The following is a 24,030-nucleotide window of genomic DNA, read 5'->3' as shown; positions in this document are numbered from 1 at the left end:
ACCATGACGCCTTGATGAGCCTCTCCTGGTGCCACGAAACCCGAACTAGCCTCCAGGAGGAGGCAGCTCGCCCCCTCGGGACTTGTCGCGCATTTCCGGTACGCCCAGGTATGAGCTTTAACAAACTGGCCTTATTTGACCGAATCGGGCTGACGAGAGCTGCAACTTCCATTTGTTGCACGTGCGGATTTTGGCTCTCGCGTTGGCGTGACGGAGTTTTGTCGGGGCGTGACTCTACTATTGCCGGGCAACGTTCGATTGCAGTGAGTTAGCGATCAATACGGACTGTGTCCGACGCGATATCGGGAGGACGGCCATGCCCAGCCCCTACGTCCGCCGCCGCCGGCTGGCGGCCGAGATCCGCGAACTCCGCGAGAGCCGCGGCCTCACGACAGACGGTCTCGCACGCCTCGTCTTCCACTCCCGGACAAAGATCACCCGCCTCGAGAACGCCCAGATTCGCCCCGACCTCACCGAGATCATGAACATGCTCGACGCTCTAGAGGTCACCGGCAGTGAATACGACCGGATCTGCAAGCTGGCCCGGGAAGCAGGTCAGAAGGGCTGGTGGGACCGGTACGGGGTGTCCATGGGTCCCCGGCAGAAGGTCGCGGCCGACCTCGAATACAACGCCGGTACTGTCCGCAGCTACGACCAGACCGCGATGCCTGGAGCTCTACAGTGCCGTCCGTTCATCGAGGCTCTCATCAAGCTCGACGAGAGTCAGAGGAGCCTCAACTATCAGCCTGAGCGGCTGACCGAAGCCCGTGTGAACCGGCAACGCGAACTGCTCAGGCAGGACGGCCCTACATACGAAACCATCTTGGACGAGTGCGTAATCCATCGATTGACTGTGCCGCCACAAACGATGGCAGCCCAACTCGAACACATGGTGCGGGTGGTCTCGGAGCAGGAGCGAATCACAGTTCGCGTACTCCTCCACAACGCCAGCATCCCGGGAGGCTTGCTTCCCAAATCGTCTTTCTATCTGTACACGTTCCCCGAGCCTGGTGACCCTCCCATGGCGGTAGTCGACACGGTCACCACAGACGTCATCCTCAACCAGCGCGCCGAGGTGGTGCGGTATATCGGCATGTACGACCGCCTCCGGGAGGCTGCTCTGTCCCGTGAGGACAGCATCACCTTCCTCGAACGGGTAGCCAGAAGGCTCGCCGACGAGACAGGATCGGGGACATGACCAAGGACTTTCACAGCTGGCGCAAGTCACGCCACAGCGATCCCGACGGGCACTGTGTCGAGGTCGGTCGGGCCACCGACGGCACGATCGGAGTCCGCGACACCAAGCACTACGGCGAGAGCCCAATTCTGGAGTTCACCGGCGGGGAGTGGCGGAAGTTCCTGGACGAGATCCGCGCGGAGAGCCCCTGACCTCTGCAACTAAACGGCCTTGAGACGACGGCCTCGTCTCAAGGCCAGGGGTACTCCCCCTGTCCTCCGCGTGGCGCCGTCCCCGGCTAGAGTCAGCTCCGACCCGGCTTAGGTGGCTTGCCGGGAGGCATTGCGAGCGTGAACGCGTCATGGATCCCGAGATCTAAGCCTTCGTCCGGACGAACCGTTCGGGTCGCTGTGTCTGCAATCCCTGAATCAGGCCGAAGCAGGATACGAGAACCAAGCATGTTTTGACGGAGATCGCTATTGGCGACCGGGTTTCGGATGCGCCCTTGCGAAAGATCAAGGACATCGGTTCGGCGGCCGACCTCGACGACGCCCTCGACTCCCTCGGCGAGGATCTCCTGTCCCCGGCGGACCAGCGCCGGCGCGGGCGGTCCGTCCGCGGGTACCGCCCCACCGACGACGCCGCGGCGAGGCTCAGGAACAGGCGCGGGTGACGGCCAGCCGTATGCTCCTGCCGCCGAGCTTCTCTATGGTGTTGGGTCTGATTAGCTTGCGCCGGTTCGCGGAGCCTGGACGGTCGTCACTGGCGTGTAGCCGTCGCGCACCCCTTCGGCGGCCTGCCTCATCAGAGAATCGGAGAGCGGAACTTGTTCAAGGGATTGGCGCGGCACCTGTCGGCGTTCGCTGTGATCGGCGCACTGTGCACGGTCGCTTGGCTTCTGCTCTATCTCGTGTTCCGCACCGTGATGCCGTCGCTGGCCGCCAACGCCCTCTCGCTGGTGGTTACCACTGTCGCGAACACGGCGGCGAACCGCCGCTACACGTTCGGGGTCGTGGGGTCGGAGGGGGCGCTGCGGCACCAGATCGAGGGCGGCGTCGTCTTCCTGATCGGGCTGGGGCTCAGCAGCGCCGGGCTCGGCCTGGTGCATCTGCTCGCGCCGTCCGCCCCTCGTGCCGTGGAGGTCGGGGCGATGCTGGTCTCCTACGCGGTGGCCACCGTGGTGCGGTTCGTGCTTTTGAGCGGCTGGGTGTTCCACCCCCGTCGCCACGCTGCTCCGGCCGATGCCACAGCGGAGGCGGACGCTCCCGCGCTCCCAGTGGAGGCTCTGGAGGCCCCGCAGTCCTCTTGAGGTAATCGCACACCAGCAGCGGGATCGCTGGGGGACGGGCTGGGGCGCCGCCGGTCCCCTGGCCGCTCGGCCCCGCGGCCTGAAGTTCGCGGGGCGACGCCCCTTCTCAAACCCGTCAGGTGTCCGCCGCAAGGAACCGAGTTGCGCGCTGCTGACCGATGCGATGAGTGCGGCGCCTCTGCCCTGCGCAATGCACCGGTCGACACCAGGATCACTACACCCATCCGGCCGGCGACGGACTGGGGATGCCTCGGGTCGGCTTCAGCGAGAGATTTTCGAGGAGAACGTCAGGGCCCGGCGGTGCACGCCGGGCCCTGAATCGCGCATGGATCAGCCGACGACCTCAGAAGAATGAGGAAGCCGGCCCGGTGGTGCCAGGAAGGTCGGTCACCCGCCCCTCCTGCTCGATCGCGGTCTTCAGGCTGCCGCGAACCAGTCGGTGAGCATCCCGGCGTGGTTCTTGGAGGTCACCTCGCCCCCATGGACGGCCTTCAGATCGGTGGTCAGTTCCTGGAGGGTGTTGGCACGTACCCAGGCCGCCTTCTTCGCGTCGGACCGGGGAGTGGTCCGCGGGAAGTCGGCCCGGTTCAGGGTCCCCAGGTCCACCGTGCACAGGACGGTGACGTTCCACGCCTCGTCGGAAGCGCGCTTGCTGTGCACGTAGCGCGGCGGTGTCGACCGCCACGCCAGGCCCCGCAGGTCCACGCCTGCTTCTTCTCCCAGTTCGCGGCACGCCGTGTCCACGGCGGTCTCCCCCGGGTTCTGGAAGCCGCCGGGCAGTCCCCAGCCGCGACCGCGGTTCCGGTCGACCAGGAGAACCCAGCGGTCGCCGAATTCGTCCAGAACCGACGCGAGCCCATCGCCGGTCAGGTTCTCGCCCCAGCGGCCCAGCTTGTTGCGGCCACGCTGGATGGACGTCTTCTCGCAGGGGTTGACCGGACGGCCGTTGATCACCTCGAAGGGGATCGCGGCCACGCGCTGCCGGATCGTCCAGTTGATCTCGGTCGGATCCTCTTCGCGATCCGCCCAGCCCTCCGCGACGCCCACGGTCAGCACTATTTCGTCTGTGTACTCACGCATATGATTTCACTCCTTGTTTGTCCCGTTCTTTCCGGTGGGGAGCGCAGCTCAGTCACCCCAGCGGTACAGTCCGGAGAATCCGATCAGTCGCAAGCCGCGCACATCGGGTCACCCGGCCTCCCGCCCCTGACGCTCTGCGAGAGCTGCTCAGCCGCCGCCGGCCCGGGGCGTTCTCAGAACCGGCTGGACGCGCGGGACGATGGGGAACGGTCTGAAGAGGTGCAGACAGGACGGTTCGTCGTGCAGCATTAGCGGCGCGGCACAGCCGGCACTCGCGGCGGCGGGCTCGAAGCGAGGTCCAGGCTGTTCGAACGGCAGATCGTGAAACCGGATGGGTGGGCGAGGAGTCTCACCACCATTCCTTGATCCCACTGGACGGAAGGTGCCCGTGACCGAGCAGCTCGACCAGGTCTTCGGCCGGTTGGTCAACCGCAGCTGGCAGCGTTTCTCCGAAGAGCTCCACACCCGCGAGATCGACGATCTGCTCGTCGGCGCCGTGATCACCGCGGCGGTCGCCCAGGGCAACGCGCTCATCGATCTGAACTCCGACGGCAACCACCACTACCTGCGGTTCCAGCACCGGCAGCACAAGCACCGGCTGATGTTCCAGCTCACGCACCGGGCCGGCACCGTCATGGCCGCCAAGACGCTCGGCCAGCACGCGGCCGTGACGATCGCCTACGGCGAGTACGTGCGGGACGCGCGGACGGTGTGGCAGGCGCTGAAGTCCGAGGTGAAGAGCGGTTTCCTGGACGTCGGGGAACCCGGCGTGTTCACCGTCGACGCGGATCTCGCCACCGGCTACGTCTACGTGCAGGTGCCCCTGCTGCTGGACCTGGAGCCGTACTTCGCCGACCACTACACGGTGAAGTACCCCGTCCTGCAGGAGCACATCGCCGCCGTCACCCAGGCCTGCGCGAAGTACCTGCACGGCCGCATCGCCGCCTGAACCGGAGGAACGACATGCTCTCGATGATCAACAAGTTCAAGAACAACGCCGAGGAGCGGGAGAGCAAGGACGAGGCCCTCATCGGCGAGATGGTGTTCACGATGGCGCACCTGGGATGCCCCGTCATCGGGATCAAGTCCGGCGGGGACCTGCAGTACGTGCGGTTCAAGCCCGTGGGCGACCCGGTCCTCTACAGCTTCACGATCGTGCTGGACCGCAAGACCGGGGACGGCGTGCTGCAACAGGCCGTCTTGGGCAGCAAGGCGACGCTGACGTTCGTCGCGGAGGTGAAGAACCACATCGCCGACCCCGACGACCTGGTGGCGATGTTCCGCACCGACATGGCGAACATGCTGCGCAGCCCGTGGTTCGGTGACGTCAAGCTGGACCACCAGCTCAACTCGATCACCGCCACCAAGAAGCAGCTCATCGACATCGACGACTACGCCGACGCCGACGGCACCGACCGTGACCGGCTCAGGCAGCTCCTCCAGGGCACCATGCAGGAGCTGCGCGAGAAGGTGGCCCCCTACAAGAAGTGATCCGCCCTGAGAGGTCGTAACAGAATCAGCGGACGAGGCGTCGGGAGGCGGATGTGGAGAAGGGCCTAGACTGCCGCTCATGACGTTCTTCTTCCACCTGCGTTAGCACGCCGTCGGCGAAGCGAGGATCACCCGTCGTCGGCGAGGCGGGGCGGCGGAGCGCTGCCCCGGGTGCTGACGTGGGAGAAGAACGATCATCATGCGCATTCCGCGCGCCCGCCTGGTCGCCCGCTGCGTGCGTGGCCTGGAGCCCGAAGTCGCCGCCGAGATCCTGGAGTCGGGGCTAGGTTCCGTCACCCGCCTCGGTCATCGCGAGGTCCACTTCCGTCTGCGCTCGTCGAGGCCGGAGCCGATCCCGGCGCTGCGCACGGCCGACGACCTGTTCCTGTCGGCCGCGCGCGGACCCGACATCGGGACGACCAAGCATGACCTGCACGCCCTCGCCGAACTCGCCGCCCTGGCCGACACCGATCTACTGGTGCGCCTGCGCCGCGCGCTGACGCGGGCGCCGGCCGAGGTGCCGGGCATCGATGTCTCCGCCTCCTTCCTCGGGCGGCGCACCTTCAGCCGGTACGACGCCGAGGACGCCGTGGGCATGGCTCTGGCCGGGCGGCTCGGCGTCCCCTACCACTCGCGGCGAACGGGCTCCGCGCCTCCGCCGGGGTCCTGGGGGTGGCGGCTGACCCTGGACGGCGCGCACGCCGCGCTCATGATGCGGGTCGGCGACCGGCCGCTGCACCGCCGCGCCTACAAGCAGCGGATGATCAAGGGAACCCTGCACCCGCCGCTGGCCGCGGCCATGGCCCTGCTGGCAGGCATCCGCCCGGACCACACCGTCCTGGACCCGTGCTGCGGCGCGGGAACCCTGCTGATCGAGGCCGCGCTCGCCCGGCCCGGCGCCCGCCTGTACGGCTTCGACCTTTCTCCCGACGCCGTCGCGGCGGCACGGGCGAACGCCTCCGCCGTGCCCGTCCGCGTGGACCGCGGCGACGCCGGCCGCCTTCCCCTCCCCGACGCCAGCGTCGACCGCGTCCTGTGCAACCCGCCCTGGGGCGCCCAAGTCCACCCCGGCGGGCTGCTCGCCGACTCACCGTCCCGCTGGTGGACAGAGCTTCGCCGCGTACTGGTTCCGGACGGCAAGGCCGTGCTCCTCCTGCCCACCTCCGAAACACTGACCGACGCCATCCGGCACGGCCTCGTCCCGGTCCACGTCCAAGGCGTCCGTGTCTCCGGCGCTCAGTCCTTCATCGTCGGCCTGCACCCGGCAGCGTCCTTGAAGGCCCGGAGACGCACAACGAGCCGGACGGAACGGAACCCTCGTTGAGACAACGAACGCACCCGCCCACACCAAACCCGGACATCACGCCGTGTCGCATCGCATGCACATTTTGTGATGACCTCTAAGCGGGGATCCGGTGATCGGTGAGCGCGGAGTGGCTGGACCGCGTTCCCGTTCTGCCCGGCTCAGGGGGTCAGGACGATTCTGCCGAACACCTCGCCCGCGTCCATCTTCCGGTGGGCTGACGCCGCCTGGTCCAGTGGCAGCACCTCGTGGACGGCCGTGCGCAGGTCCCCGTTCGCGGCCTCGGCGAACTGGGACGTCCGCACGGCCTGCCTCTCTGGGCCGGGGACGGTGTCGGAGCTGAAGGTGGCGAATGACAGGGACCTGCGGAAGGCGTCCATCAGTCGCATGCCGAAATCTGCCGGGGGCTGTCCGCCGACCACTCCGACGGCTATGAACCGCCCGTTGGGGTGCAACATGTCCAGGAAATGAGGAAGGCGGGGTCCGCCCACGACGTCGAGCACCACGTCGAAGCCCGACGGCGCGCCAGGGCCGCCATCTCCGGATCGGTCGAGGACGTGGGTCGCGCCCAGGTCCCGCAGGCGGGCGCCGCGCTCGGCCGACGAGGTGGTGACCGCCACCGCGCCGGCCCCGATCCTGGCCGCGAGCTGGACCGCCGTGATGCCGATGCTGCCCGCCGCGCCGCGCACGAGCACCGCCTCGCCGGGCGCGAGGCGGGCCCGGTCCAGGACGAAATGGGCGACCACGCCGGAGCCGCCGAGCGTCACCGCGTCGGCGCCGGTCAGGCCGTCGGGGAGCGGCAGGACGTCCTCGACAGCGGCGACGGCCTGCTCGGCGTACCCGCCGGCCAGGCCCGTGAACGCCCACACGCGCCGCCCCGTCCACGAGGCGTCCACGCCCTCTCCGAGGGCGGTCACGCGTCCCGCGACCTCGCTGCCAAGGAGATGGCCCTCGCGGAAGCCGTGGGCGGCGAGCGTCCCCCGGCGGATCACGGCGTCCACGCCGCCCACCCCGATGGCCTCCACGGCGATCCGCACCTGCCCCGGGGCGGCGACGGGCACGGGCAGGTCGACGACCTCCAGCCCCTCGGGGGCGCCGAACTTCCTGATCACGACGGCTTTCATCCTGGTTCCTCCAGGGGGATGCATGGGACGGGTCACGGCCGTGGCGGCCGTGGACGGCGAACCTGCCCCAGGCCGGGCGGGCTCTGGGGTGGGGCGGGCCACCGGCTTCGGAACGTAATGGGCGCACCCGTCCGACTGGTTAAAGTGAGAGGCGATGACCGGCCGTTTGCCTCACACCGCGCGTTCCGACGCCCGCGACAACCGGGCCCGCATCCTGGCCGCCGCCCGCGCGGTGTTCGGCGAGGAGGGCCTCGGTGCGCCGATGCGGGAGGTCGCCCGGCACGCGGACGTCGGCCCGGCCACGCTGTACCGGCACTTCCCGACCAAGCGGGCGCTGATCGTGGAGGCCTTCGACGAGCAGCGGCGGGCCTGCCAGGCCATCGTCCGCGACGCCCTCGCGGACCCGGACCCGTGGCACGGGTTCCGGAGCCTGGTCGAGCGGATCTGCGAACTCCACGCCCGCAGCCGGGGGTTCGCCGACGCCTTCATGGCGGCCTTCCCCGAGGCCATGGACTTCGCCGCCGACCGGGAGCGGACTCTGCGGGCGGTCGCCGAGTCGGCCCGCCGCGCCCAGGAGACCGGCCGCCTGCGCCCCGGATTCGTCGTCGACGACCTGGTCCTCATGCTCATGGCCCACCGGGGCTTGCAGGACGCACCGCACGACGCCCGGCTCCAGGCGTCCCGCCGTTTCGCCGCCTACGTCATCGAGGCCTTCCACGCCGTCCCGGAGACGGAGGCACCCGCGCCCCTGCCGGAGATGCGGCACCGGAAGCAGACCGGGCGGTCATCGTGAGCACCACGGCAAGAAGCCCGCTGGACGGCCTGAAGGCGGTCGACTGGGCCGGCCTCCACCACGCGTACGGCCCGGCTGACGACGTCCCCGGCCAGCTCGCAGCGCTTCTGTCGGCAGACGCCGAGGAACGTCACCAGGCTCATGCCCGGCTGAGGGGGAACGTCTATCACCAAGGAACCCGCTGGCAGGTGAGTTGTCATGTCGTTCCGTTCCTGACCGAGCTGGCGGACGATCCGGCAACGCCTGATCGTGCGGCGGTGGTCGATCTGCTCCGCGCCGTCGCGCTCGGAGACCGCGACGACACCTGCCTCCCGTTCGAGCCCGACCGTGCGTTCGCGCAGGCCGACAACGTGACCAGCACCGACGTGGCAACGGTCGTGGGCTGGCTCTATGACGAGGACGCCGAGCCCGGGGAGTGCGATGCGGTCGCGGTGTCCTGGGACCGCGACGCCTACCTCGCGGCCGCCGCGATCAGCGACCGGTTCGTCGCCTGGACCCGGGATCCCGACCCGATGATCGCCGCGATGGCGGCTGAGCTGCTGGCCTGGTTTCCCGCCACCCGGCCCGTGGTCACGCACCTGATGGAGATCCCCGAGACCGGGGAGCACCGGGTGGCGCGCGCGAGCGCCAACCTCAGCCTCGGCTATCTCGGCCCGGACGAACCGGCGATCGACGACCGGTTGACGACCTTGCTCACCGCCGGGACCTTCGGCGTCCGGCTCACCGCGGCCGTCGCTCTCGCGATCCGGCTCGGCGATCGGATGCCCGATGCCGGATGGCAGGTGCTCGCCGAGGCGCAGGACCGTGCCGATGAGATCAGCGCGACCGCGTTCCCGCTCCCTTGGGATCGGTCACTTCTCGGATTCGCCGCCCTGGCGCTCTACCGGATCGGGCTGTCCCCCTAGCTTCACTTCACGGCGGAATCCGAGCGCCATCGGCGCTGCCTGACCCATGTCCGCGCGAAACGGCAACGGTCTGACCGCGCGAAGGGCGCCCGAGCGCGGGTCCGGCCATACTGCTCTGAAGATCGGACATGCCATGGGACGGGGAGAATCCGCGATGACGACATCACCTCAGATCACACATGTCTCATGGGGCCGTATGGAAGTCGAGGGCCTCGAACCGGGCAAGGATTTCAAGCTTTACCCCGGCGGCGGCCGCGCCTGGGACTGGTCGGAGACCGGGACGGGTCACCAACCCGGGATACAGCCCGCAGACGTCCAGGAACTCCTTGACCACGGGTGCACGGTCATCGTGCTCAGCCGCGGCATGGAACTACGTCTGCAGACCATGCCGGAAACTCTCAGGCTGCTGGAGGAAGCGGGGGTCGAAGTGCACGTGGAGGAGACCACGGCCGCCGTGAGGCTCTACAACGAGCTAGCCCGGTCCACGGCCGTCGGCGGCCTGTTCCACTCGACGTGCTGATCCGGCGGTATGCCCGCGGATCCGATGGGTTCAGAGCTTCTCTCTGAGGGCCCTTTCGATGATTTCGGCGATCTCGAGGACCTTGGCTCGCCGTTTCTCGTCCGTGCGCAGCGAAGGGGCCTCGCTGAGGTAGACGCCTATCTCGGCGTTCCGCAGGGTGAAGATGACCATTTCGGCGTGCCAGCCGCTCTGCCCGTCACCAAGGCGACTTTTCCGGACCGCCTCGTCTCCGAGGCCGGGGACCTTGGTCCACGTCAGCAGGTCGGTTACCGTGGCTCTCCGAAGGAGCGAGGCACGGATCGCGAGCGTGCCATCGACGGTCTTGGAACTGCCGTTGTCGGTGACGACGTCGCTCCACGTGCAGGCGTCGGCGTCTTCATGATTCTGGTAGGGGCCCCAGTCCAGGATCTCGCTCTCGTCGGGGTTGGACAGGGTCTCCCTGAGGGCCGGGCCCTCGCTGACGATGGCACAGGCGTCCGGGATCGACTCGAACTCGTCCTTCGAACCCGAGTCGGACGACCCTTGGAAGGGGAGCTTCACCCCGCCCGCCATCGTGACGATGACGAGGGGAATGAGAAGGACGAGAAGGCCCGCGATGGCCAGGGCGCCCTTTCCCGGTTTCCCATGTCCGGCATTCCTCACCAGCGGCCTTGTCGGAGTTCGCCCGTCCCGGACGGCCTTCAATTCCTGCGCGGCCTGCACCGAGGTCCAGCGTTTGCCGGGGTCTCTTTCCAGGAGGCCCCTCAAGACCGGCTTCAGCGCGCCGGACCGGACGAACGCGGGGTCGTCCCCCATGAGGAGCTGGCCGATGAGAGCCTCCAGCTCATCGGCCCGGAACGGCGGATGGCCCTCCACCGCCATGTAGAGGGTCGCCCCCAATGACCACAGGTCCGATGCCGGGCCCGGCGTGCCGGTCCGGAATCGTTCCGGGGCCATGAAGACGGGCGTTCCGACGAAACCGCCCGTCCTGGTGTACGCGGTGGCGTTGGAAACGGCCGCGATCCCGAAGTCGGTGAGGACGACACGGCCGTCATCGGCGATCAGGACGTTGGCGGGCTTGACGTCGCGGTGCAGGATGCCCGCCGCATGGGCGCGGTCCAGCGCCTCCAGCACGGCGAGCCCGATCTGGGCGGCCCTGGCGACGGGGACCGGACCGTCGTCGCGGACGATCTCCTCCAGGGAGCGGCCCTGGACGTACTGCATGACGATCCACGGGCCCGCCGCGTCGTCGACGACGTCGAACACATTGATGATCGCGGGGTGCTCCAGCCTCGCGGCGGCGCGGGCCTCCCGCAGGAACCGGCCCTTGAGGGCGTCCCGGTCCTCCTCGGCCAGGCCGTCCGGGACCTGGAGCCGCTTCATCGCCACGTGGCGTTCCAGCGACTGGTCGAACGCCTTCCAGACGATCCCCATCCCGCCCCGGCCGATCTCGTCGCCGAGCCGGTACCGGCCGCTGATCACGTCCCCTCGCACCACAGCGCCGACCCTATCTCGTACAGACGCGGCCGTACGTTTGAACGCTCGAGGCATGCCGGGCGGGACGGAACGGGGGCCTGGCGTCGCCAGGCCCCGCGGGTCGTTCAGAAGTCGGCGAACGCTTCGCCGACGACGATGCCGGCGGCGAAGCCGCCGATGACGGTGAAGGCGGCGAGGAGACCGAAGCCTCCGGCCGCGACGAGGACCGCGACGCCGCCGACGACGGCGAAGACGAGACCGCCTGCGACGATGCGCCCGCAGTTGTCCCTGGGCCTCGCCGCGCCGTAGGCGGCGCGGTAGGCGTCGCGGACGATCGCGCCGACGAAACCGGCGAAGCCGCCGAGGGCGCCGGCGATGAAGCGGTCGGAGGCGCCGGGGCCGACCATGTCGGCTATGTAGCCGGAGCAGGCGGACCCCGCCGGAGCGCCGCCGAAGCCGTGAAAGATCTCGGCGAGGTAGGAGGTGTGGAACAGGTGCTCGACGAGCCCTCCGCCGAACACGCCGGCGAAGGCGCCGATCACGATCGCGAGCAGCCCGTTCAGGACGAATCTCTTCATGGTTGTTCCCGGTTTGCGTTGGGGCGCTCGTGCTTCACGAGCGCCGGTCGGTTGTAGGAGACCCCGTGCTTCACCACGGGTGCTGGGCTCTACCGTGCCGGACCCGGCCCGCTCGGCAAGGCGGCCGCGGCCGGAGTCCGGCCGGATCGGGCCGAGGGCGTGCGCCTTGACCAGGCGGTTCTCCCCCAGATCCGGTCAGCGGTGGTCAACGCGGCCCGAGGCCGGACGGTCCTTCGCGAAAGGGTCAGTGGCATACGTGTGTCCGGCGTCGCGTCGGACCTGTCAACTGACACACAAACCATGAACGTATTTCTCGGTATCCGGCTCGGTTCCGCGCTCAAGGTCCTCAGGGCCACCGCTGTAGCGGCGGCGCTCGTCGTAGCCGGAGTGGCCGCCGGATGCTCCTCCCAGTCCTCCTCGGGGACTCCGGACAACGAGCGGCCGCCGTCCTCGGCGACCGCCCCCGCCGGGCCCGCGACCACCGTCGCGGACCCGAGCACGACCGCGACCGCGACGCCGTCCGCGTCGCCGTCCACCAGCCAGCCGGAGGCCACGGCCTCCGACACCTCGGTCCGCCCGGGCAAGGTCGTCGCCGCGTTCGAGGACGGGCCCGAGGGTCCGTTCCTCGTCCTCGCGCCGATCGACGAGGACCAGGGCGACCTGGAGTACGCGTCGGCGCACAAGGACTCCCTCCGGAACCTGGACGTGACGGCGCTGCCGATCTCGGAGGCCTGGAAGGTGAACGTCCCGGCCGACGTGCTCCCGGCGTGCCGGCCCAACCTGACGCGCATGGTGTTCAAGGACTACCCGTCCTGCACGGGTTCCGCGGACGCCACGCCCAGCACGACCAACCGGTGACGAGCCGGCCGGTCTGAGGTCGATCCCCGGGGCACGCCGCCCCGGGGATCACTTCTTTCGCGCGGTGGACGGCGCCGGCGGCGATGGTGTGGAAGACGAGCCCTCCGCCGCACACTCCGGCGAACCCGGACCAGGCGGTTCCTCCCTGCGTCCGGTCAGCGGTGGTCAACGCGGCCGGAGCCCGGACGGTCCCTCGCGAAAGGGTCAGTGGCATACGCGTGTCCGGCGTCGCGTCGGACCTGTCAACTGACAAACAAACCATGAAGGTACGCAAGCTCCTCAGGGGCGCCGGAGTAGCGGCGTTGTTCCTCGCGGTCCTCGTGGCCGCCAGGTGCTCCTCCCAGTCCTCCTCGGAGACCCCGAACAACGAGTGGCCGCCGTCGGCGACCGCTCCCATCGAGCCCACGACCCCCGTCGCGAGCACGACCGCGACCGCGGAGCCGTCCACCAGCCAGCCGGAGGCCACCACCTCCGACGTCTCGCTCCGCCCCGGCAAGGTCGTCGGCGCGTTCGCGGACGGGCCCCAGGGCCCGTTCCTCGTCCTCGCGTTGCCGGACGAGGACCAGGGCGACCTGGAGATCGCGTCGAAGGACAGCGACGCCCTCCGGAAGCTCGACGTCACGGGGCAGTCGATCTCGATGCTCTGGAAGGTGAACGTCCCGGCCGACGTGCTCCCGGCGTGCCGGCCCAACCTGACGCGCATGGTGTTCAAGGAGTACCCGTCCTGCACGGGTTCCGCGGACGCCACGCCCAGCACGACCAACCGGTGACGAGCCGGCCGGTCTGAGGTCGATCCCCGGGGCACGCCGCCCCGGGGATCACTGTTTTCCGGCCTTCTCCGCGCACCCATACTTCCGCGCTCTGCGCGCTCCACCGGCCCCTCCGAAACGCCTTCCGGAATTGACTTCGAAGTGCGGGGCCGGACGGTCAACAGCGCGACGGCTGTCGGAGCCGCCGCCGCGTGGCACGCCGCTTGGCGCGCCACGTGACAACGCAGAGGAAGGGAGCAGAAGTGGACCAGGAAACCGAAAGGGTGGAGAGCATCCCCCTCCCGGCCATGACAGGTCCCCGTGAACTGGCGGAAATCGGCTTCAACGCGGTGGAGAACCAGAACCGCCCCGTGCAGCTCGAACTCGATCGAGGAGTGACTTTCCTCGTTCGTCCGGGCATGAGCTTGGAGCTGGTGACCGCGGAGCTCGAATGGCTGTGGCCGCGTGAGCGGACGCCAGAGGAGTTCGTGGAGCTCGCCCACCGGCTGGCTCTGCTTCGGGACGCCCCGGTGCCCGTGCACGGGATCACCGTCGAGCCGGGCCAGACCTTGGAACAGGTCTTCACCGCCTTGCTGGAGCAACAGCAGAAGCGGGATCACCCCAGAATCTGATGGATGCGTCACCGCCCGAGACGGGCCGTGACCAGGAGTGAACGACCTCCGGTCCGGCGGCCCCCACGGCCACCGGACCGGAGGAACCCCCGCCGAACACCACAAGAACAGCGTTAACCCCCGAAAAGTCCGGGAACGTCGCTTCCGGTTTGTCAGGGTCGAGTCACCCGCCTGGCGGCGGGGCTTGCGGTGAGCGCGTCAGTAACCACTGGGGAATCGTGCCGGTGCTCGGTCATGGCGGGTGCCGCCGGAGGTCCGTGGAACCCCCGTGATGCGGAAGAATCGGGGGATGCAGTTCGGCGTTCTGGGGCCCGTCGAGGTCCGAGCGGACGGGGCGGTCGTCCCGGTGGGCGGGCCGTTGGTGCGGGCGCTGCTGGCGATGCTCCTCCTGGACGCGGGGCGGCTCGTCCCGGTCGAGCGGCTCATCGACGGGCTGTACGGGGAGGAGCCGCCGAGCGGGGCCGCCAACGCGCTGCAGTCGCAGGTGTCGCGGCTGCGGAGGGGGCTGGGCGATCCGGCGCTGGTCGAGGGGACGCCCGCCGGGTACCGGATCGCCGTGCGGCGGGAGGACGTCGACGTCCACCGGTTCCAGCGGCTCGTGGCGGACGCCAAGGCCGCGGGGCGGCACGAGGCGGCCGGCCTGCTCAGGGAGGCGCTCGGGCTGTGGCGCGGCCCCGCGCTGGCGGGCGTGGGCGTGCCTTTCGCGGCGGGCCAGGCGGCGCGGCTGGAGGAGGAGCGGGCCTGCGCCGTCGAGGAGTACGGCGAGGCGCTGCTCGCGGAGGACCCCGGGGCGGCGGTCGCGGCGCTGCGGGACCTGGTGGACGCGCAGCCGCTGCGGGAGCGGGCGCGGGCGCTGCTGATGCGGGCGCTGCACCGGAGCGGGCGGCAGGCCGAGGCGCTCGCGGTGTTCGAGGACGGGCGCGAGGTCCTGGCCGAGGAGCTCGGCGCCGACCCGTCGCGGGAGCTGGCGGACGTCCACCTGGCGATCCTGCGCGGGGAGGCCCCGGCGGCCGTCCGGGCGAACCTGCCGGCGCAGCTCACGAGCTTCATCGGGCGGGAGGAGGAGCTCCGCCGCGTCGGGAGGATGCTCGCGGACGGGCGGCTCGTCACGCTGCTCGGGCCGGGCGGGGCCGGCAAGACGCGGCTGGCGATCGAGGCGGCGGCGCGGGACGGCGGCGAGGTCTGCTTCGTCGACCTGGCGCCCGTCGTCTCCGGCGACGTCGGCAAGGCACTGCTCGGAGCGCTCGGGCTGCGCGAGGCCGGGATGCGTCCGGCGCCCGGCGAGCAGCCGCCGGACACGGTGGAGCGGCTGGTCACGGCGCTGGAGGGGCGGCGGGTCCTGCTCGTCCTGGACAACTGCGAGCACGTGGTCGCGGCCGTCGCGGAGCTGGCGCACCGGCTGCTGAGCGCCTGCCCCGAGCTGCGGGTGCTGGCGACCAGCCGGGAGGCCCTCGCGATCACCGGTGAGGCGTTGCGGCCGTTGCCGCCGCTGGAGCTGCCGCCCCCGGGCGCGGCGCTCGCCGAGCTGCCCCGGTATCCGGCGGTGCGGCTGTTCCTCGACCGGGCGGCGGCGGTGCGCCCCGGGTTCGCGGTGGACGAGGGCAACGCGGCGGCCGTCCTGCGGATCTGCCGGGCGCTGGACGGGCTGCCGCTGGCGATCGAGCTGGCGGCGGCGCGCCTGAGGTCGCTGCCGGTGGCGGAGGTCGCGACGCGGCTGGACGACCGGTTCCGGCTGCTGTCGCGCGGCAACCGGACGGCGCCGCCGCGCCACCAGACGCTCCGGGCGGTCGTGGAGTGGAGCTGGGACCTGCTGGACGAGGCGGAGCAGACCCTCGCGCGGCGGCTGACGGTGTTCGCCGGGGGCCTGACGCTGGAGGCGGCGATGGGCGTGTGCGGCCTGGACGACGCCGACGAGCTGCTGGTGGAGCTGGCCGACAAGTCGCTGGTGCAGAGCGACGGGTCTCGGTACCGGATGCTCGACACCGTCCGGGCGTTCTGCGCCGAGCGGCTCGCCGCGGCCGGGGAGGCGGAACGGTTCGAACGGGCCCACGCGGAGTACTTCGCCGAGCTCGCCGGGCGCGCGGAGCCGCACCTGCGGGGCGCCGAGCAGCTGGAGTGGCTCGAACTGCTCGCCGCCGACCACGGGAACCTGCACGCGGCGCTGCGGCGGACCGTCCGGTCCGACCCGGCGACGGCGCTGCGGATGATCGCGCCGCTGTCGTGGTACTGGTGGCTGCGGGGGCGCGTCGAGGGCGCCGCGCTGGCGTCGGACCTGCTGGACGTGGTCGGCACCGACCCGCCGGAGGGGCTCGACGAGGAGTACGTCCTGTGCGTCACGAACGCGGTGTCGGGCGGTGTCACGGGCGAGCGCGCGGTGGCGTGGCTCGACCGGGCCGCCGAGCTCCTGCGCGCCATCGACCGTCCCGTCCGGTACCCGGCGGTCATCGTGCTGTGGGCGCTGACGGCGGGCCCCGAGCGCACCGACATCGAGGTCTTCCAGCGGCAGGTCGGGGACGACCCGTGGACGCGGGCGCTGGTGCGGATGAGCGACGGCTTCCTCGCCCAGTTCGGCGGCGACCTGGCCGAGATGGAGAAGGCGTGCGAGGAGGCGGTGCGCGGTTTCCGGGCGTGCGGGGACCGCTGGGGCACGGCCAACTCGCTCGACCCGCTCGCGCAGCTCGCCTCCCTGCGCGGCGACCGGGAACGCGCCCGCGCGCTGCTGGACGAGGCGCTGGACCTGGTCGGCCAGCTCGGCGCCCTGGAGGACACCGCCGACCTGCTCTACCAGCGCGCCGTCGTCCACATCCGCGCCGGCGACCTCGACGCGGCGCGGGCGGACTACGAGCGCGGCGCCGAGCTGGCGCGCCGGGCCGGCACCCCGGACAAGGTCGCCGGAGGCTGCCTGGGGCTCGGCACGGTCGCGCGGCTGCGCGGGGACGCGGCCGGGGCGCGGGCCCTGTACGAGGCGGCGCTGACCGGCTACGGCTCCGAGCGGTTCATCGCCGCCGCCGTGCGGGGCGCGGCGCTGGTCGGGCTGGGGTGGCTCGCGGCGGACGAGGGCGACACCGGACGGGCCCGGGCGCTGCTGCGCGAGGCGGTGGACATGTCGTTCGACCACCCGATCTTCGGCTACCAGGCGGACGCGGCGACCGCGCTGGCGGGCCTGGCCGCCCGCGAGGGCGACGGGGAGCGCGCGGCGCTGCTGCTCGGCGCGGGCCGGGCGCTGCGGGGCGTCGCGGTGTCCGGCGACCCCGACACCGAGCGCGTCCTCGGCCGGGTCCGCGGCCTGCTGGACGACGACGCCCGCGAGGCGGCCTTCGCGCGGGCCTCGGCCCTCCCCCGCGACCGGGCCTTCGCCCTGCTCGGCGGCGGCTGACCGGGCCCCCGTCCCGCCGTCAGCGGACGGTGCGCGGACGGTCAGCGCGCCGCGCGAACCTCCGGGGCATGAACTCCTCCGCCCGCAAATGGGGCACCTTCGCGACATGCCTGCTCGTCGCGCTCGTGCCGAACATCGACCTGACCGCGCTGAACCAGGCCGTCCCGCACCTGTCCGCCGACCTGAACCCCTCCGCCACGCAGATCCTGTGGATCGCCGACGCCTACGGGTTCGCGCTGGCCGGCCTGCTGATCACCATGGGCGGCGTCGGCGACCGCATCGGCCACAAGAGGCTCCTGCTGATCGGGACCGCGGTGTTCGCCGCCACGTCCGCCCTCACCGCCTACGCGCCGAACGCCGAGCTGCTCATCGCGGCCCGCGCGCTGCTCGGGGTCGCGGGGGCGACGCTCATGCCGTCCTGCCTGTCGCTGCTGCGGCGCGCGTTCACCGAGCCGAAGGAGCGGACGATGGCGGTCGGCGCGTTCAGCGGCGTCGCCGGCCTCGCGGTCGGGCTCGGACCCGTCGTCGGCGGCGCCCTGCTCGACCACTTCTGGTGGGGCTCCATCTTCATGATCAACGTGCCGCTGATGGCGGTGGCGTGCGTCGCGGGCGCGCTGGTGCTGCCCGAGTCGCGCACCTCCGCCCCGGGCCGCCTCGACCTGATCAGCGTGCCGCTGTCGGTCGCCGGCGTCCTCGGCGTCGTCTACGCGGTCAAGGAGGCCGCCGCGCACGGCGTGGACGAGCCCGCGGTCTACGTCTCGGCGCTGGCCGGCCTGCTCGCCCTGGGGGCGTTCCTCGTCCGGCAGGGACGGGTGGCCGAGCCGCTCATCGACATCCGGCTGTTCCGCGACGCCGCGTTCTCCGGGTCGGTCGGCACCAACATGTTCGCGATGTTCACCCTGGTCGCCCAGTCGCTGATCTTCTCGCTGTTCTTCCAGCTCGCGCTCGGCTGGTCTCCGCTGCGGGCGGGCCTGGCGGGCCTGCCCGGCGCCGCGGGCGCCATGATCGGCGGCGCCGCGCTCGCCCCGCCGCTCATCAACGCGCTCGGCCGCGCCCGCGCCGTGGCGGCGGGCATGGCGCTGTCGGCCGGCGGCTTCGCCCTCTACATGGCGATCGGCCTGCACACGTCCTACTGGACGATGGTCCCGGCGATGCTGCTGTCGGGCATCGGGATGGGGCTGGCGATGACGGTCACCGCCGACACCGTCCTCGCGTCGGTGCCGAAGGACCGCTCCGGCGCCGCGTCCGCGATCTCCGAGACGGCCACCGAGCTCGGCGGCGCGCTCGGCATGGCCGTCCTCGGCAGCGTGCTGAACGCGGTGTACCGGAACGTCCTGGACCTTCCCGCCGGCGTCCCGGCCCCGGCCGCGTCCGCCGCCCGCGACTCCCTCGGCGGCGCGCTCCAGGCCGCCGCGAACCTGCCCGGAGCGCTCGGCGCCCAGGTCGCCGCCGCCGCCCGCGGCGCCTTCGTGGACGGCATGCACGCCGCCCTCACCTGCAGCGCCGGCCTCGCCGTCCTGGTCGCCGTCTTCGCCCTGGTCACCCTCCGCAACGTCCCCGCCCTCATCCCCGACACCGAGGAGCCGGCACCTGTCACCGTCCCTTGATCGGCCATGCCTGCCCGGTCCCGTCCGATGCGGCGGGACCGCAGTGTTTCCCCACCGAGAACGACTTCGCACTTTGAGCGAAGCGGAAACGGCAACGGTTGCTGGGCTGGCCTACGGCCGACCCCAGCGTCGGGGAAGCTGATCAGCGCGGAACCGCGCAAGATTGGGTCCTGACGCATTTGCAGACGGAGGGAATCATGCCGAATGGTTCGAACTCCGGACGTCGCTGGCCTTCTGGCACCTTCCTCGGCCGGCTTCCGGAAGAGTGCAGAGCAGACCTGATGAAGATCGGACAGATCCGCGCCTTTCCCGCGCGCCATGTCCTCGTCCGCCAGGGTGATCCGACCGGTTCGGTGTGGCTGCTCCTGGATGCGCTGGTCAAGGTGACGGCACAGACCGAGAACGGGCGTCAGGCCCTGCTCGCGCTCCGGGTGAGCGGCGACCTGATCGGGGAGATGGCCGCCCTGGACGGCGCTCCGCGCTCAGCCACCGTCGTCACATGCGGACGTGGCACCGTGAGCCAGATCCGAGGCCTCGTCTTCGTGGAGTTCCTCCGGCGCAGACCCCACGCCGCCCTCGCGCTCACGCATATGACCAGCGAACGTCTTCGCTGGTCCAATCAGCGGCGTCTGGACTTCGCGAACTATGACGCCTCCCGGTGCCTGGCACGAGTCCTGCTCGCACTCGCCGAACGCCACGGCCTCCCCGTCTCCACCGGAACGGACCTCGGAATACCGCTGACCCAGGCCGAGATCGGAGGCTTGATCGGGGCCAAGGAGAACACGGTCCACAAGGCGCTGCGCGAACTGTCGGCACTCGGGCTGGTAACCAGCCCGGGACGGCGCCGGCTGATCATTCACGACCTGCACAGGCTCGCGGCCTACGCAGACCTGCCCCCGTGGCGGCCCTGAGGCGCGCCAGAGCGATTTCGCTGAAGCCTGATTTATCGGCCCTCGTTTGCCCGGCCGGCGCTCACCCTGGACGTCGAAACCGAGCCAGGGAGGTCAGGATGACCGGCAGGCCCGTCCCCGAGCACCGGGTGCTCGTCACCGCGGACATCGAGGACTACAGCAGTCGTAACGACGCCGAACAACGAGTTCTGCAGAGCGCCCTCGGCGACTCACTCGACACTGCGGCCGACTGGGCGGAACTCGACAGGCAGGCATGGGTGAGGCAGGTGGGCGGGGACGGCGTTTTCGCCGTCCTGCCCAGGGACGCCGATGTCGCGGCGCTCATGGACGTCTTCGTCCGCGAGCTGGACACCGCTCTTGGCGTCCACAACCGCAGGCGAGCCGACGATCACTGGACGAGGATCCGCCTGCGCCTGGCCGTGCACGTCGGGCCGATCCACTTGGACGGGGCGATCGGATGGCCCGGGCAGCACGCCGTCCTCCCGGCCCGTCTCAGGGACTCCGCCCCCGTGCGCGCCGCACTCGCAGCCCTGCCCGACGCGGACCTGGCGGTGATCGTCTCCACGGAGGTCTACCGCGACTACATCACGCAGGGCCCCGGCGAACCGCGCCCGTCCGACTTCCGTTCCGTCCGAGTGCAGGTGAAAAAGCAAACCTACGACGCTTATCTGTATGTACCTCGTTTCGAGGTCCACGACCTGCAGATGCCGGACGGGGACTTCCCGGAGAAAACCGGCCCTCCGGAGAACGGACCGGTCGGCACCGCTACGGGGGAGCCTCATCCCCCCACCCCGGCTCCCAGCCAGACGCCCACTGTGGGCCGGGACTACATCGGTGCACAGCGAATGGAGGTCAGCGGTTCCGGCACTCTTCAGTCGTCCGGCCGCGACATGAACATCGGCAGGGAGTGAGAGAGATGAGGGACCCAGGACCGGGCGGCTCTGGAACCGCGGACCCAGAGCCGTCGCCCAGCCCCAACGATGACCAGGCTGGGTCAGAAGCAGTGACCGTGCCCAAACCCGAAGAGCAGAGCGGCGCGGCTGGTTCCGCGGACGCCGAAAGAGGTTCCGATTGCTCCGACGGCCGCCGCTTCTACCAGCGGGTCGCTGCGGACGAACGCGAGGAACAGCAGCGGCGGGAAAGCCTGCGTTCTCTAGAGGCAGACGGACCTGGTGCTGCGGCGGGGCGCGACTGGATCGGCAGCGTCTCCAACGAGGTCTCAGGCGGCACCTTTCAGAACGCTCAGCGGGACCTCTACGTGTTCGAAAGCGCGAAAGAAGATCGTTCCGTCCGGATCCGGTACGTCCCCAAACAGGTGGCCGAGCGGCTCAACCCAGACCACATCGCCTCGATCCCCTCACTGCCCGAACTCCAACGAGCCCTAAAGCGCTCCCCCGTCGTGCACGTACGAGGAACAAGCGAGACAGGACGTCTGACCGCCGCGCTGACCGCCCTGATGCAGTGGTGCCTTCCACATGGCGCAGCCCCGCCCACGGACGAGTCACCCGTCGGTTTCGTCCGGGTCGAAGGCTCCCTGACGCTGATCCGCCCGGCGGACCTGCGTCCGCGGCACGGGTATGTGATCGAGGTCGAAGGAAGTCATGGCCCGGACGCGGAACTCGCCGATCTGGAGGACCTCGCCGTCAAGACGGACTGCCGTCTGGTGCTTCTCGTCTCCGCTCGCGGACCGGCGCCGTTCGGCACCGTCATCGAGCACCGGCCGCCCGCCGCCGTCGAGGTCTTCAGACGAGTGTTCGACCGGGAGGCAGCCGCTTACGGAGTGCAACCGCACCTTATCACCGAATCGGCACTGCGGGCCGCCGAAGACCAACTCGCGGAGGAGACGTCGCCGCGTAAGGCCACCGACCATGCCCGCAGGTTGGCCCGAGGGTTGGCTGAGGGCAGGCCGGCCGAGGAGGTGATCGCCGAGTTTCCCGACCGTGTGCGGGAAGAGGTCCGGCAGCGGCTGTCCGAACGACGGCCCATTCTCAGCCGCTGCTTCATAGCCAGCGTGGCCGTGCTGCACGGTATGCAGGAGAGCACGGTCTCGCGGGCGGCACTGGACCTCGCCGACCATATCGATACCGCCTGGAAACGAGAGGACAAGAAGCGACCGCTGCCCGCTTGGGAGGATCTCCGAACCTGGCTGGACCGCGCGGGGGCAGTGACACGTTCGATGCCGAGGGGCGGCGGCCGGATCGTAGAACTGCAGCAGCGGACTCGTGCGAGAACGACCCTCCAGGTGCTGTGGGAGGAGCAACCTACGATCCGCGAGCCGCTCATGGCATGGTTGGACGGGCTCGCCCACAGCCGGGAGACCGCGATCAGAGCCGCCCATGCGGTGGGACTGTTCGCGACGTTCGACTTCGCCACAGTCAACGAACGGTTCATCCGTCCCTGGAGCAAGTCCGATTCACGGCAGGATCAGCGCCTCGCGGCCTGGGTACCTGAGGCAGCCGCCCAGGAACCCGCACTGGAACCAAGGGTCCGAGAGCACCTGCGGCTCCTGTCCCGCGGCACTCGCGGCGAAGTCATGGTGGCGGTCCGGGCTCACGGCTCGCACCTCGGCGCCGACGATCTCACCGACGCGCTGCGGGTGTTCGGGACGGCTTCCCGGCGGTCCGGCCGGGGCACCGCAGATGCCGTGGCCACCTCCCTCTCGTTTCTGTACTCGGCGGGAACGGCCATCGAGATCGTCGAAACGCTGGCGGACTGGGCGGAGAGCGAGCATTCCGGAAACCGTCTCACCGCCGCGACCGCGTTCCTTCGACTCGCCGCGCTGCGGCCCCGTCCCGGACGCCCGAAGCTCACCGAGGTGGCGCAACGAGCAGACGCTGCCGGGCATATCGCACGTCTCTGGCAGCACGCGCTATCACTCCGCCTCACCGAACCGTCCGGCCGTGAGCGTCCCGCCGCCCCGGAAGCCTGGGCGTTGTTCGCCCGCTGGATGGTCGCCTACGGGAAGGCCCCCGCGCTCCGGCCCGTGATCGAACAGGTCATCACCACTGGTGAGGCAGGAGCGACCCGGCTGAGGGCAGCGTTCCGCCTCCACGCGCGGCTCCTGCTCCACCGCGGCGACATCACGCCGACCGAATACCACCGCCTACTCCGGCTCACCCCCTCCCGGCATCAGACACGGAGTTGAAGAAGCAATGTGGTTGATCAAGCACCAGTTCCCCGCCCATGCCCCGGAACCACCGACGTCCGATTCCGCGTTCGAGCCCGCTCGCTTCACCGTGCCCGCGCAGGGAGGCGCCTTCGACTTCACTGTCACCGCCTACTGCGCCTGCACGGCCGCTGGGTGGCGGCGGATCGCTTTATGGCGGGACAACTCCACAGAGGTGGAGCGGCTGCTCGAGACAGTGCGCATAGCGGTGCGCGAGACCGCCCGCCGCTTCACGGTCTTCGATGCCGGGAGGGCGGAGGAGGCGGCCAACCGGGACCTCTCGTATCGCCTCGCCGAGATGGCGCTGGAGTCGGACGGCACCCTGGCTTGGACGGTCCGCGTGGAGTTGCGGCCGCCTGATGAAGTGCGCGACGCGATGAGGGAGAGCGCTCTCGACAGGTACAGGATCGAGGCGAAGGCCGAGGCCGACACCTTGCGGTTGAAGAAGACCGACGACCTTCGACTCCGATGGCAGCGCTTCCTGGAGGAGAGCGCCGGCAACCCCACGGCCCGGTACGCCGTGCGGCTCACCCAGGAGCCCCATCAGGCGGCGGAGACCCTCGGCACGCTCCAGCGGGAGCGGCGGGAGGGTGCCGAGGAACTGCTCGAACACGTGACCAGGCTCGCCCAGGCGCTGGAGTCGGCGGACATCCTCGGCCTCGTGGTCAACAGCGAGACCGTTCTGCGGAAGACGCTCGCCCTGATGGGCGTGCGAATGGCGCCCATCGACGACGACACGCCGCTCGTGCCGGCCGACGGCCCCTCCTAGCGGCGGTCGCCCCCTTCCTGGAAATGTGATATTACTTTGATATGTCAGTGATGGCACGGGAGAAGGGGGACGGGATGGTGGACGCGGCGGCGAAGGTGGACATGCCACGGCCGAAGATCACGGAGCGGGCGGCGGCGGACGGGGGTGGGGGGGGGTTGCTCGGGGTCGCGGTGGCGCTGATCCTGGCGGGGACCGCGGCGGCGCTCGGCGGGGTCGCGGCGGGCGGG

Annotated in this window: 23 protein-coding genes; 19 read left to right on the top strand and 4 right to left on the bottom strand. The window is 70.4% G+C overall.

The features are described 5' to 3' along the window. Positions 1-316: 316 nt before the first annotated feature. From ABWI04_RS18235 to ABWI04_RS18220, 4 genes are all read left to right on the top strand, one after another. Entirely contained in the window at positions 317-1,198 is an 882-nt protein-coding gene (locus tag ABWI04_RS18235) for a helix-turn-helix domain-containing protein (protein WP_353833144.1), read from the top strand. Then, a complete protein-coding gene (locus ABWI04_RS18230) occupies positions 1,195-1,389 on the top strand; it encodes a DUF397 domain-containing protein (protein WP_353833143.1) in 195 nt (64 codons plus the stop codon). Before ABWI04_RS18235 ends, ABWI04_RS18230 begins: the two co-directional genes overlap by 4 nt. A gap of 293 nt (positions 1,390-1,682) precedes the next feature. After that, positions 1,683-1,850, top strand: a complete 168-nt coding sequence (locus tag ABWI04_RS18225) for a hypothetical protein (protein ID WP_353833142.1) — start codon at positions 1,683-1,685, stop codon at positions 1,848-1,850. Between the two features lie 153 nt (positions 1,851-2,003). After that, a complete protein-coding gene (locus ABWI04_RS18220) occupies positions 2,004-2,486 on the top strand; it encodes a GtrA family protein (RefSeq protein WP_345183611.1) in 483 nt (160 codons plus the stop codon). 417 nt (positions 2,487-2,903) lie between these two features. Here ABWI04_RS18220 and ABWI04_RS18215 read toward each other — a convergent pair whose 3' ends face one another. Continuing rightward, positions 2,904-3,566 (bottom strand): NUDIX domain-containing protein, encoded by a 663-nt coding sequence (locus ABWI04_RS18215; RefSeq protein ID WP_353833141.1) that lies wholly within the window; start codon positions 3,564-3,566, stop codon positions 2,904-2,906. 388 nt (positions 3,567-3,954) lie between these two features. Here ABWI04_RS18215 and ABWI04_RS18210 point away from each other — a divergent pair, with 388 nt between their 5' ends. The 3 genes from ABWI04_RS18210 (at position 3,955) to ABWI04_RS18200 (ending at position 6,381) form a co-directional block, all read left to right on the top strand. Further along, the gene (locus ABWI04_RS18210) at positions 3,955-4,515 is read left to right on the top strand and encodes a hypothetical protein (protein ID WP_345183615.1); all 561 of its coding nucleotides are present in this window, start codon (positions 3,955-3,957) and stop codon (positions 4,513-4,515) included. Positions 4,516-4,529: 14 nt separating this feature from the next. Then, a complete protein-coding gene (locus tag ABWI04_RS18205) occupies positions 4,530-5,057 on the top strand; it encodes a hypothetical protein (RefSeq protein ID WP_353833140.1) in 528 nt (175 codons plus the stop codon). Between the two features lie 199 nt (positions 5,058-5,256). Next, positions 5,257-6,381, top strand: coding sequence for a TRM11 family SAM-dependent methyltransferase (locus ABWI04_RS18200; protein ID WP_353833139.1), 1,125 nt, complete (start codon positions 5,257-5,259; stop codon positions 6,379-6,381). A gap of 140 nt (positions 6,382-6,521) precedes the next feature. Here ABWI04_RS18200 and ABWI04_RS18195 read toward each other — a convergent pair whose 3' ends face one another. Then, entirely contained in the window at positions 6,522-7,484 is a 963-nt protein-coding gene (locus ABWI04_RS18195) for a zinc-dependent alcohol dehydrogenase family protein (protein ID WP_353833138.1), read from the bottom strand. Positions 7,485-7,638: 154 nt separating this feature from the next. Here ABWI04_RS18195 and ABWI04_RS18190 point away from each other — a divergent pair, with 154 nt between their 5' ends. The 3 genes from ABWI04_RS18190 to ABWI04_RS18180 are packed head-to-tail and all read left to right on the top strand — an operon-like array spanning position 7,639 to position 9,702. Then, complete coding sequence (locus ABWI04_RS18190; RefSeq protein ID WP_353833137.1) at positions 7,639-8,277, top strand: TetR/AcrR family transcriptional regulator; 639 nt, start codon at positions 7,639-7,641, stop codon at positions 8,275-8,277. Further along, a complete protein-coding gene (locus ABWI04_RS18185) occupies positions 8,274-9,182 on the top strand; it encodes a hypothetical protein (RefSeq protein ID WP_353833136.1) in 909 nt (302 codons plus the stop codon). Before ABWI04_RS18190 ends, ABWI04_RS18185 begins: the two co-directional genes overlap by 4 nt. A 46-nt stretch (positions 9,183-9,228) precedes the next feature. Further along, on the top strand, positions 9,229-9,702 hold the full coding sequence (locus ABWI04_RS18180; protein WP_353833135.1) for an Mth938-like domain-containing protein: 474 nt from the start codon (positions 9,229-9,231) through the stop codon (positions 9,700-9,702). A gap of 30 nt (positions 9,703-9,732) precedes the next feature. Here ABWI04_RS18180 and ABWI04_RS18175 read toward each other — a convergent pair whose 3' ends face one another. Further along, positions 9,733-11,178, bottom strand: a complete 1,446-nt coding sequence (locus tag ABWI04_RS18175) for a serine/threonine-protein kinase (RefSeq protein WP_353833134.1) — start codon at positions 11,176-11,178, stop codon at positions 9,733-9,735. A gap of 104 nt (positions 11,179-11,282) precedes the next feature. Further along, positions 11,283-11,735 carry a hypothetical protein gene (locus ABWI04_RS18170; protein ID WP_345183631.1) on the bottom strand — a complete coding sequence of 151 codons (453 nt, stop codon included), beginning with the start codon at positions 11,733-11,735 and terminating at the stop codon, positions 11,283-11,285. A 300-nt stretch (positions 11,736-12,035) separates the two neighbouring features. On the opposite strand from ABWI04_RS18170, the gene ABWI04_RS18165 reads away from it, so the two are divergent. From ABWI04_RS18165 to ABWI04_RS18125, 9 genes are all read left to right on the top strand, one after another. Next, positions 12,036-12,593 carry a hypothetical protein gene (locus ABWI04_RS18165; protein ID WP_353833133.1) on the top strand — a complete coding sequence of 186 codons (558 nt, stop codon included), beginning with the start codon at positions 12,036-12,038 and terminating at the stop codon, positions 12,591-12,593. Between the two features lie 260 nt (positions 12,594-12,853). After that, on the top strand, positions 12,854-13,363 hold the full coding sequence (locus ABWI04_RS18160; RefSeq protein ID WP_353833132.1) for a hypothetical protein: 510 nt from the start codon (positions 12,854-12,856) through the stop codon (positions 13,361-13,363). 242 nt (positions 13,364-13,605) lie between these two features. Beyond that, positions 13,606-13,974, top strand: a complete 369-nt coding sequence (locus ABWI04_RS18155; protein WP_353833131.1) for a hypothetical protein — start codon at positions 13,606-13,608, stop codon at positions 13,972-13,974. A 289-nt stretch (positions 13,975-14,263) separates the two neighbouring features. Beyond that, positions 14,264-17,350 carry an AfsR/SARP family transcriptional regulator gene (locus ABWI04_RS18150; protein ID WP_353833130.1) on the top strand — a complete coding sequence of 1,029 codons (3,087 nt, stop codon included), beginning with the start codon at positions 14,264-14,266 and terminating at the stop codon, positions 17,348-17,350. Positions 17,351-17,418: 68 nt separating this feature from the next. Next, positions 17,419-18,957, top strand: coding sequence for an MFS transporter (locus ABWI04_RS18145; RefSeq protein ID WP_353833129.1), 1,539 nt, complete (start codon positions 17,419-17,421; stop codon positions 18,955-18,957). 281 nt (positions 18,958-19,238) lie between these two features. Then, positions 19,239-19,868: a Crp/Fnr family transcriptional regulator gene (locus ABWI04_RS18140; protein ID WP_353833128.1), complete on the top strand. Its 630-nt coding sequence runs from the start codon at positions 19,239-19,241 to the stop codon at positions 19,866-19,868. A gap of 98 nt (positions 19,869-19,966) precedes the next feature. Further along, entirely contained in the window at positions 19,967-20,779 is an 813-nt protein-coding gene (locus ABWI04_RS18135; RefSeq protein WP_353833127.1) for a hypothetical protein, read from the top strand. A gap of 98 nt (positions 20,780-20,877) precedes the next feature. Continuing rightward, complete coding sequence (locus ABWI04_RS18130; protein ID WP_353833126.1) at positions 20,878-23,013, top strand: hypothetical protein; 2,136 nt, start codon at positions 20,878-20,880, stop codon at positions 23,011-23,013. 7 nt (positions 23,014-23,020) lie between these two features. Next, the gene (locus ABWI04_RS18125) at positions 23,021-23,803 is read left to right on the top strand and encodes a hypothetical protein (RefSeq protein ID WP_353833125.1); all 783 of its coding nucleotides are present in this window, start codon (positions 23,021-23,023) and stop codon (positions 23,801-23,803) included. The last annotated feature ends 227 nt before the right edge of the window (positions 23,804-24,030 follow it).

The organism is Actinomadura sp. NPDC000929, from assembly GCF_040492065.1.
GTDB classification, from domain to species: Bacteria; Actinomycetota; Actinomycetes; order Streptosporangiales; family Streptosporangiaceae; genus Spirillospora; species Spirillospora verrucosospora.
This window is presented reverse-complemented; position numbering and strand designations above follow the sequence as displayed.

Excerpts from the sequence above, each read along its gene's own strand:
- ABWI04_RS18140 (WP_353833128.1), top strand. The coding sequence starts at position 19,239 with ATGAAGATCGGACAGATCCGCGCCTTTCCCGCGCGCCATGTCCTCGTC.
- ABWI04_RS18235 (WP_353833144.1), top strand. The coding sequence starts at position 317 with ATGCCCAGCCCCTACGTCCGCCGCCGCCGGCTGGCGGCCGAGATCCGC.
- ABWI04_RS18200 (WP_353833139.1), top strand. The coding sequence starts at position 5,257 with ATGCGCATTCCGCGCGCCCGCCTGGTCGCCCGCTGCGTGCGTGGCCTG.
- ABWI04_RS18230 (WP_353833143.1), top strand. The coding sequence starts at position 1,195 with ATGACCAAGGACTTTCACAGCTGGCGCAAGTCACGCCACAGCGATCCC.
- ABWI04_RS18135 (WP_353833127.1), top strand. The coding sequence starts at position 19,967 with ATGACCGGCAGGCCCGTCCCCGAGCACCGGGTGCTCGTCACCGCGGAC.
- ABWI04_RS18180 (WP_353833135.1), top strand. The coding sequence starts at position 9,229 with ATGTCCGCGCGAAACGGCAACGGTCTGACCGCGCGAAGGGCGCCCGAG.
- ABWI04_RS18145 (WP_353833129.1), top strand. The coding sequence starts at position 17,419 with ATGAACTCCTCCGCCCGCAAATGGGGCACCTTCGCGACATGCCTGCTC.
- ABWI04_RS18215 (WP_353833141.1), bottom strand. The coding sequence starts at position 3,566 with ATGCGTGAGTACACAGACGAAATAGTGCTGACCGTGGGCGTCGCGGAG.
- ABWI04_RS18195 (WP_353833138.1), bottom strand. The coding sequence starts at position 7,484 with ATGAAAGCCGTCGTGATCAGGAAGTTCGGCGCCCCCGAGGGGCTGGAG.
- ABWI04_RS18165 (WP_353833133.1), top strand. The coding sequence starts at position 12,036 with ATGAACGTATTTCTCGGTATCCGGCTCGGTTCCGCGCTCAAGGTCCTC.
- ABWI04_RS18160 (WP_353833132.1), top strand. The coding sequence starts at position 12,854 with ATGAAGGTACGCAAGCTCCTCAGGGGCGCCGGAGTAGCGGCGTTGTTC.
- ABWI04_RS18170 (WP_345183631.1), bottom strand. The coding sequence starts at position 11,735 with ATGAAGAGATTCGTCCTGAACGGGCTGCTCGCGATCGTGATCGGCGCC.
- ABWI04_RS18150 (WP_353833130.1), top strand. The coding sequence starts at position 14,264 with ATGCAGTTCGGCGTTCTGGGGCCCGTCGAGGTCCGAGCGGACGGGGCG.
- ABWI04_RS18190 (WP_353833137.1), top strand. The coding sequence starts at position 7,639 with ATGACCGGCCGTTTGCCTCACACCGCGCGTTCCGACGCCCGCGACAAC.
- ABWI04_RS18125 (WP_353833125.1), top strand. The coding sequence starts at position 23,021 with ATGTGGTTGATCAAGCACCAGTTCCCCGCCCATGCCCCGGAACCACCG.
- ABWI04_RS18205 (WP_353833140.1), top strand. The coding sequence starts at position 4,530 with ATGCTCTCGATGATCAACAAGTTCAAGAACAACGCCGAGGAGCGGGAG.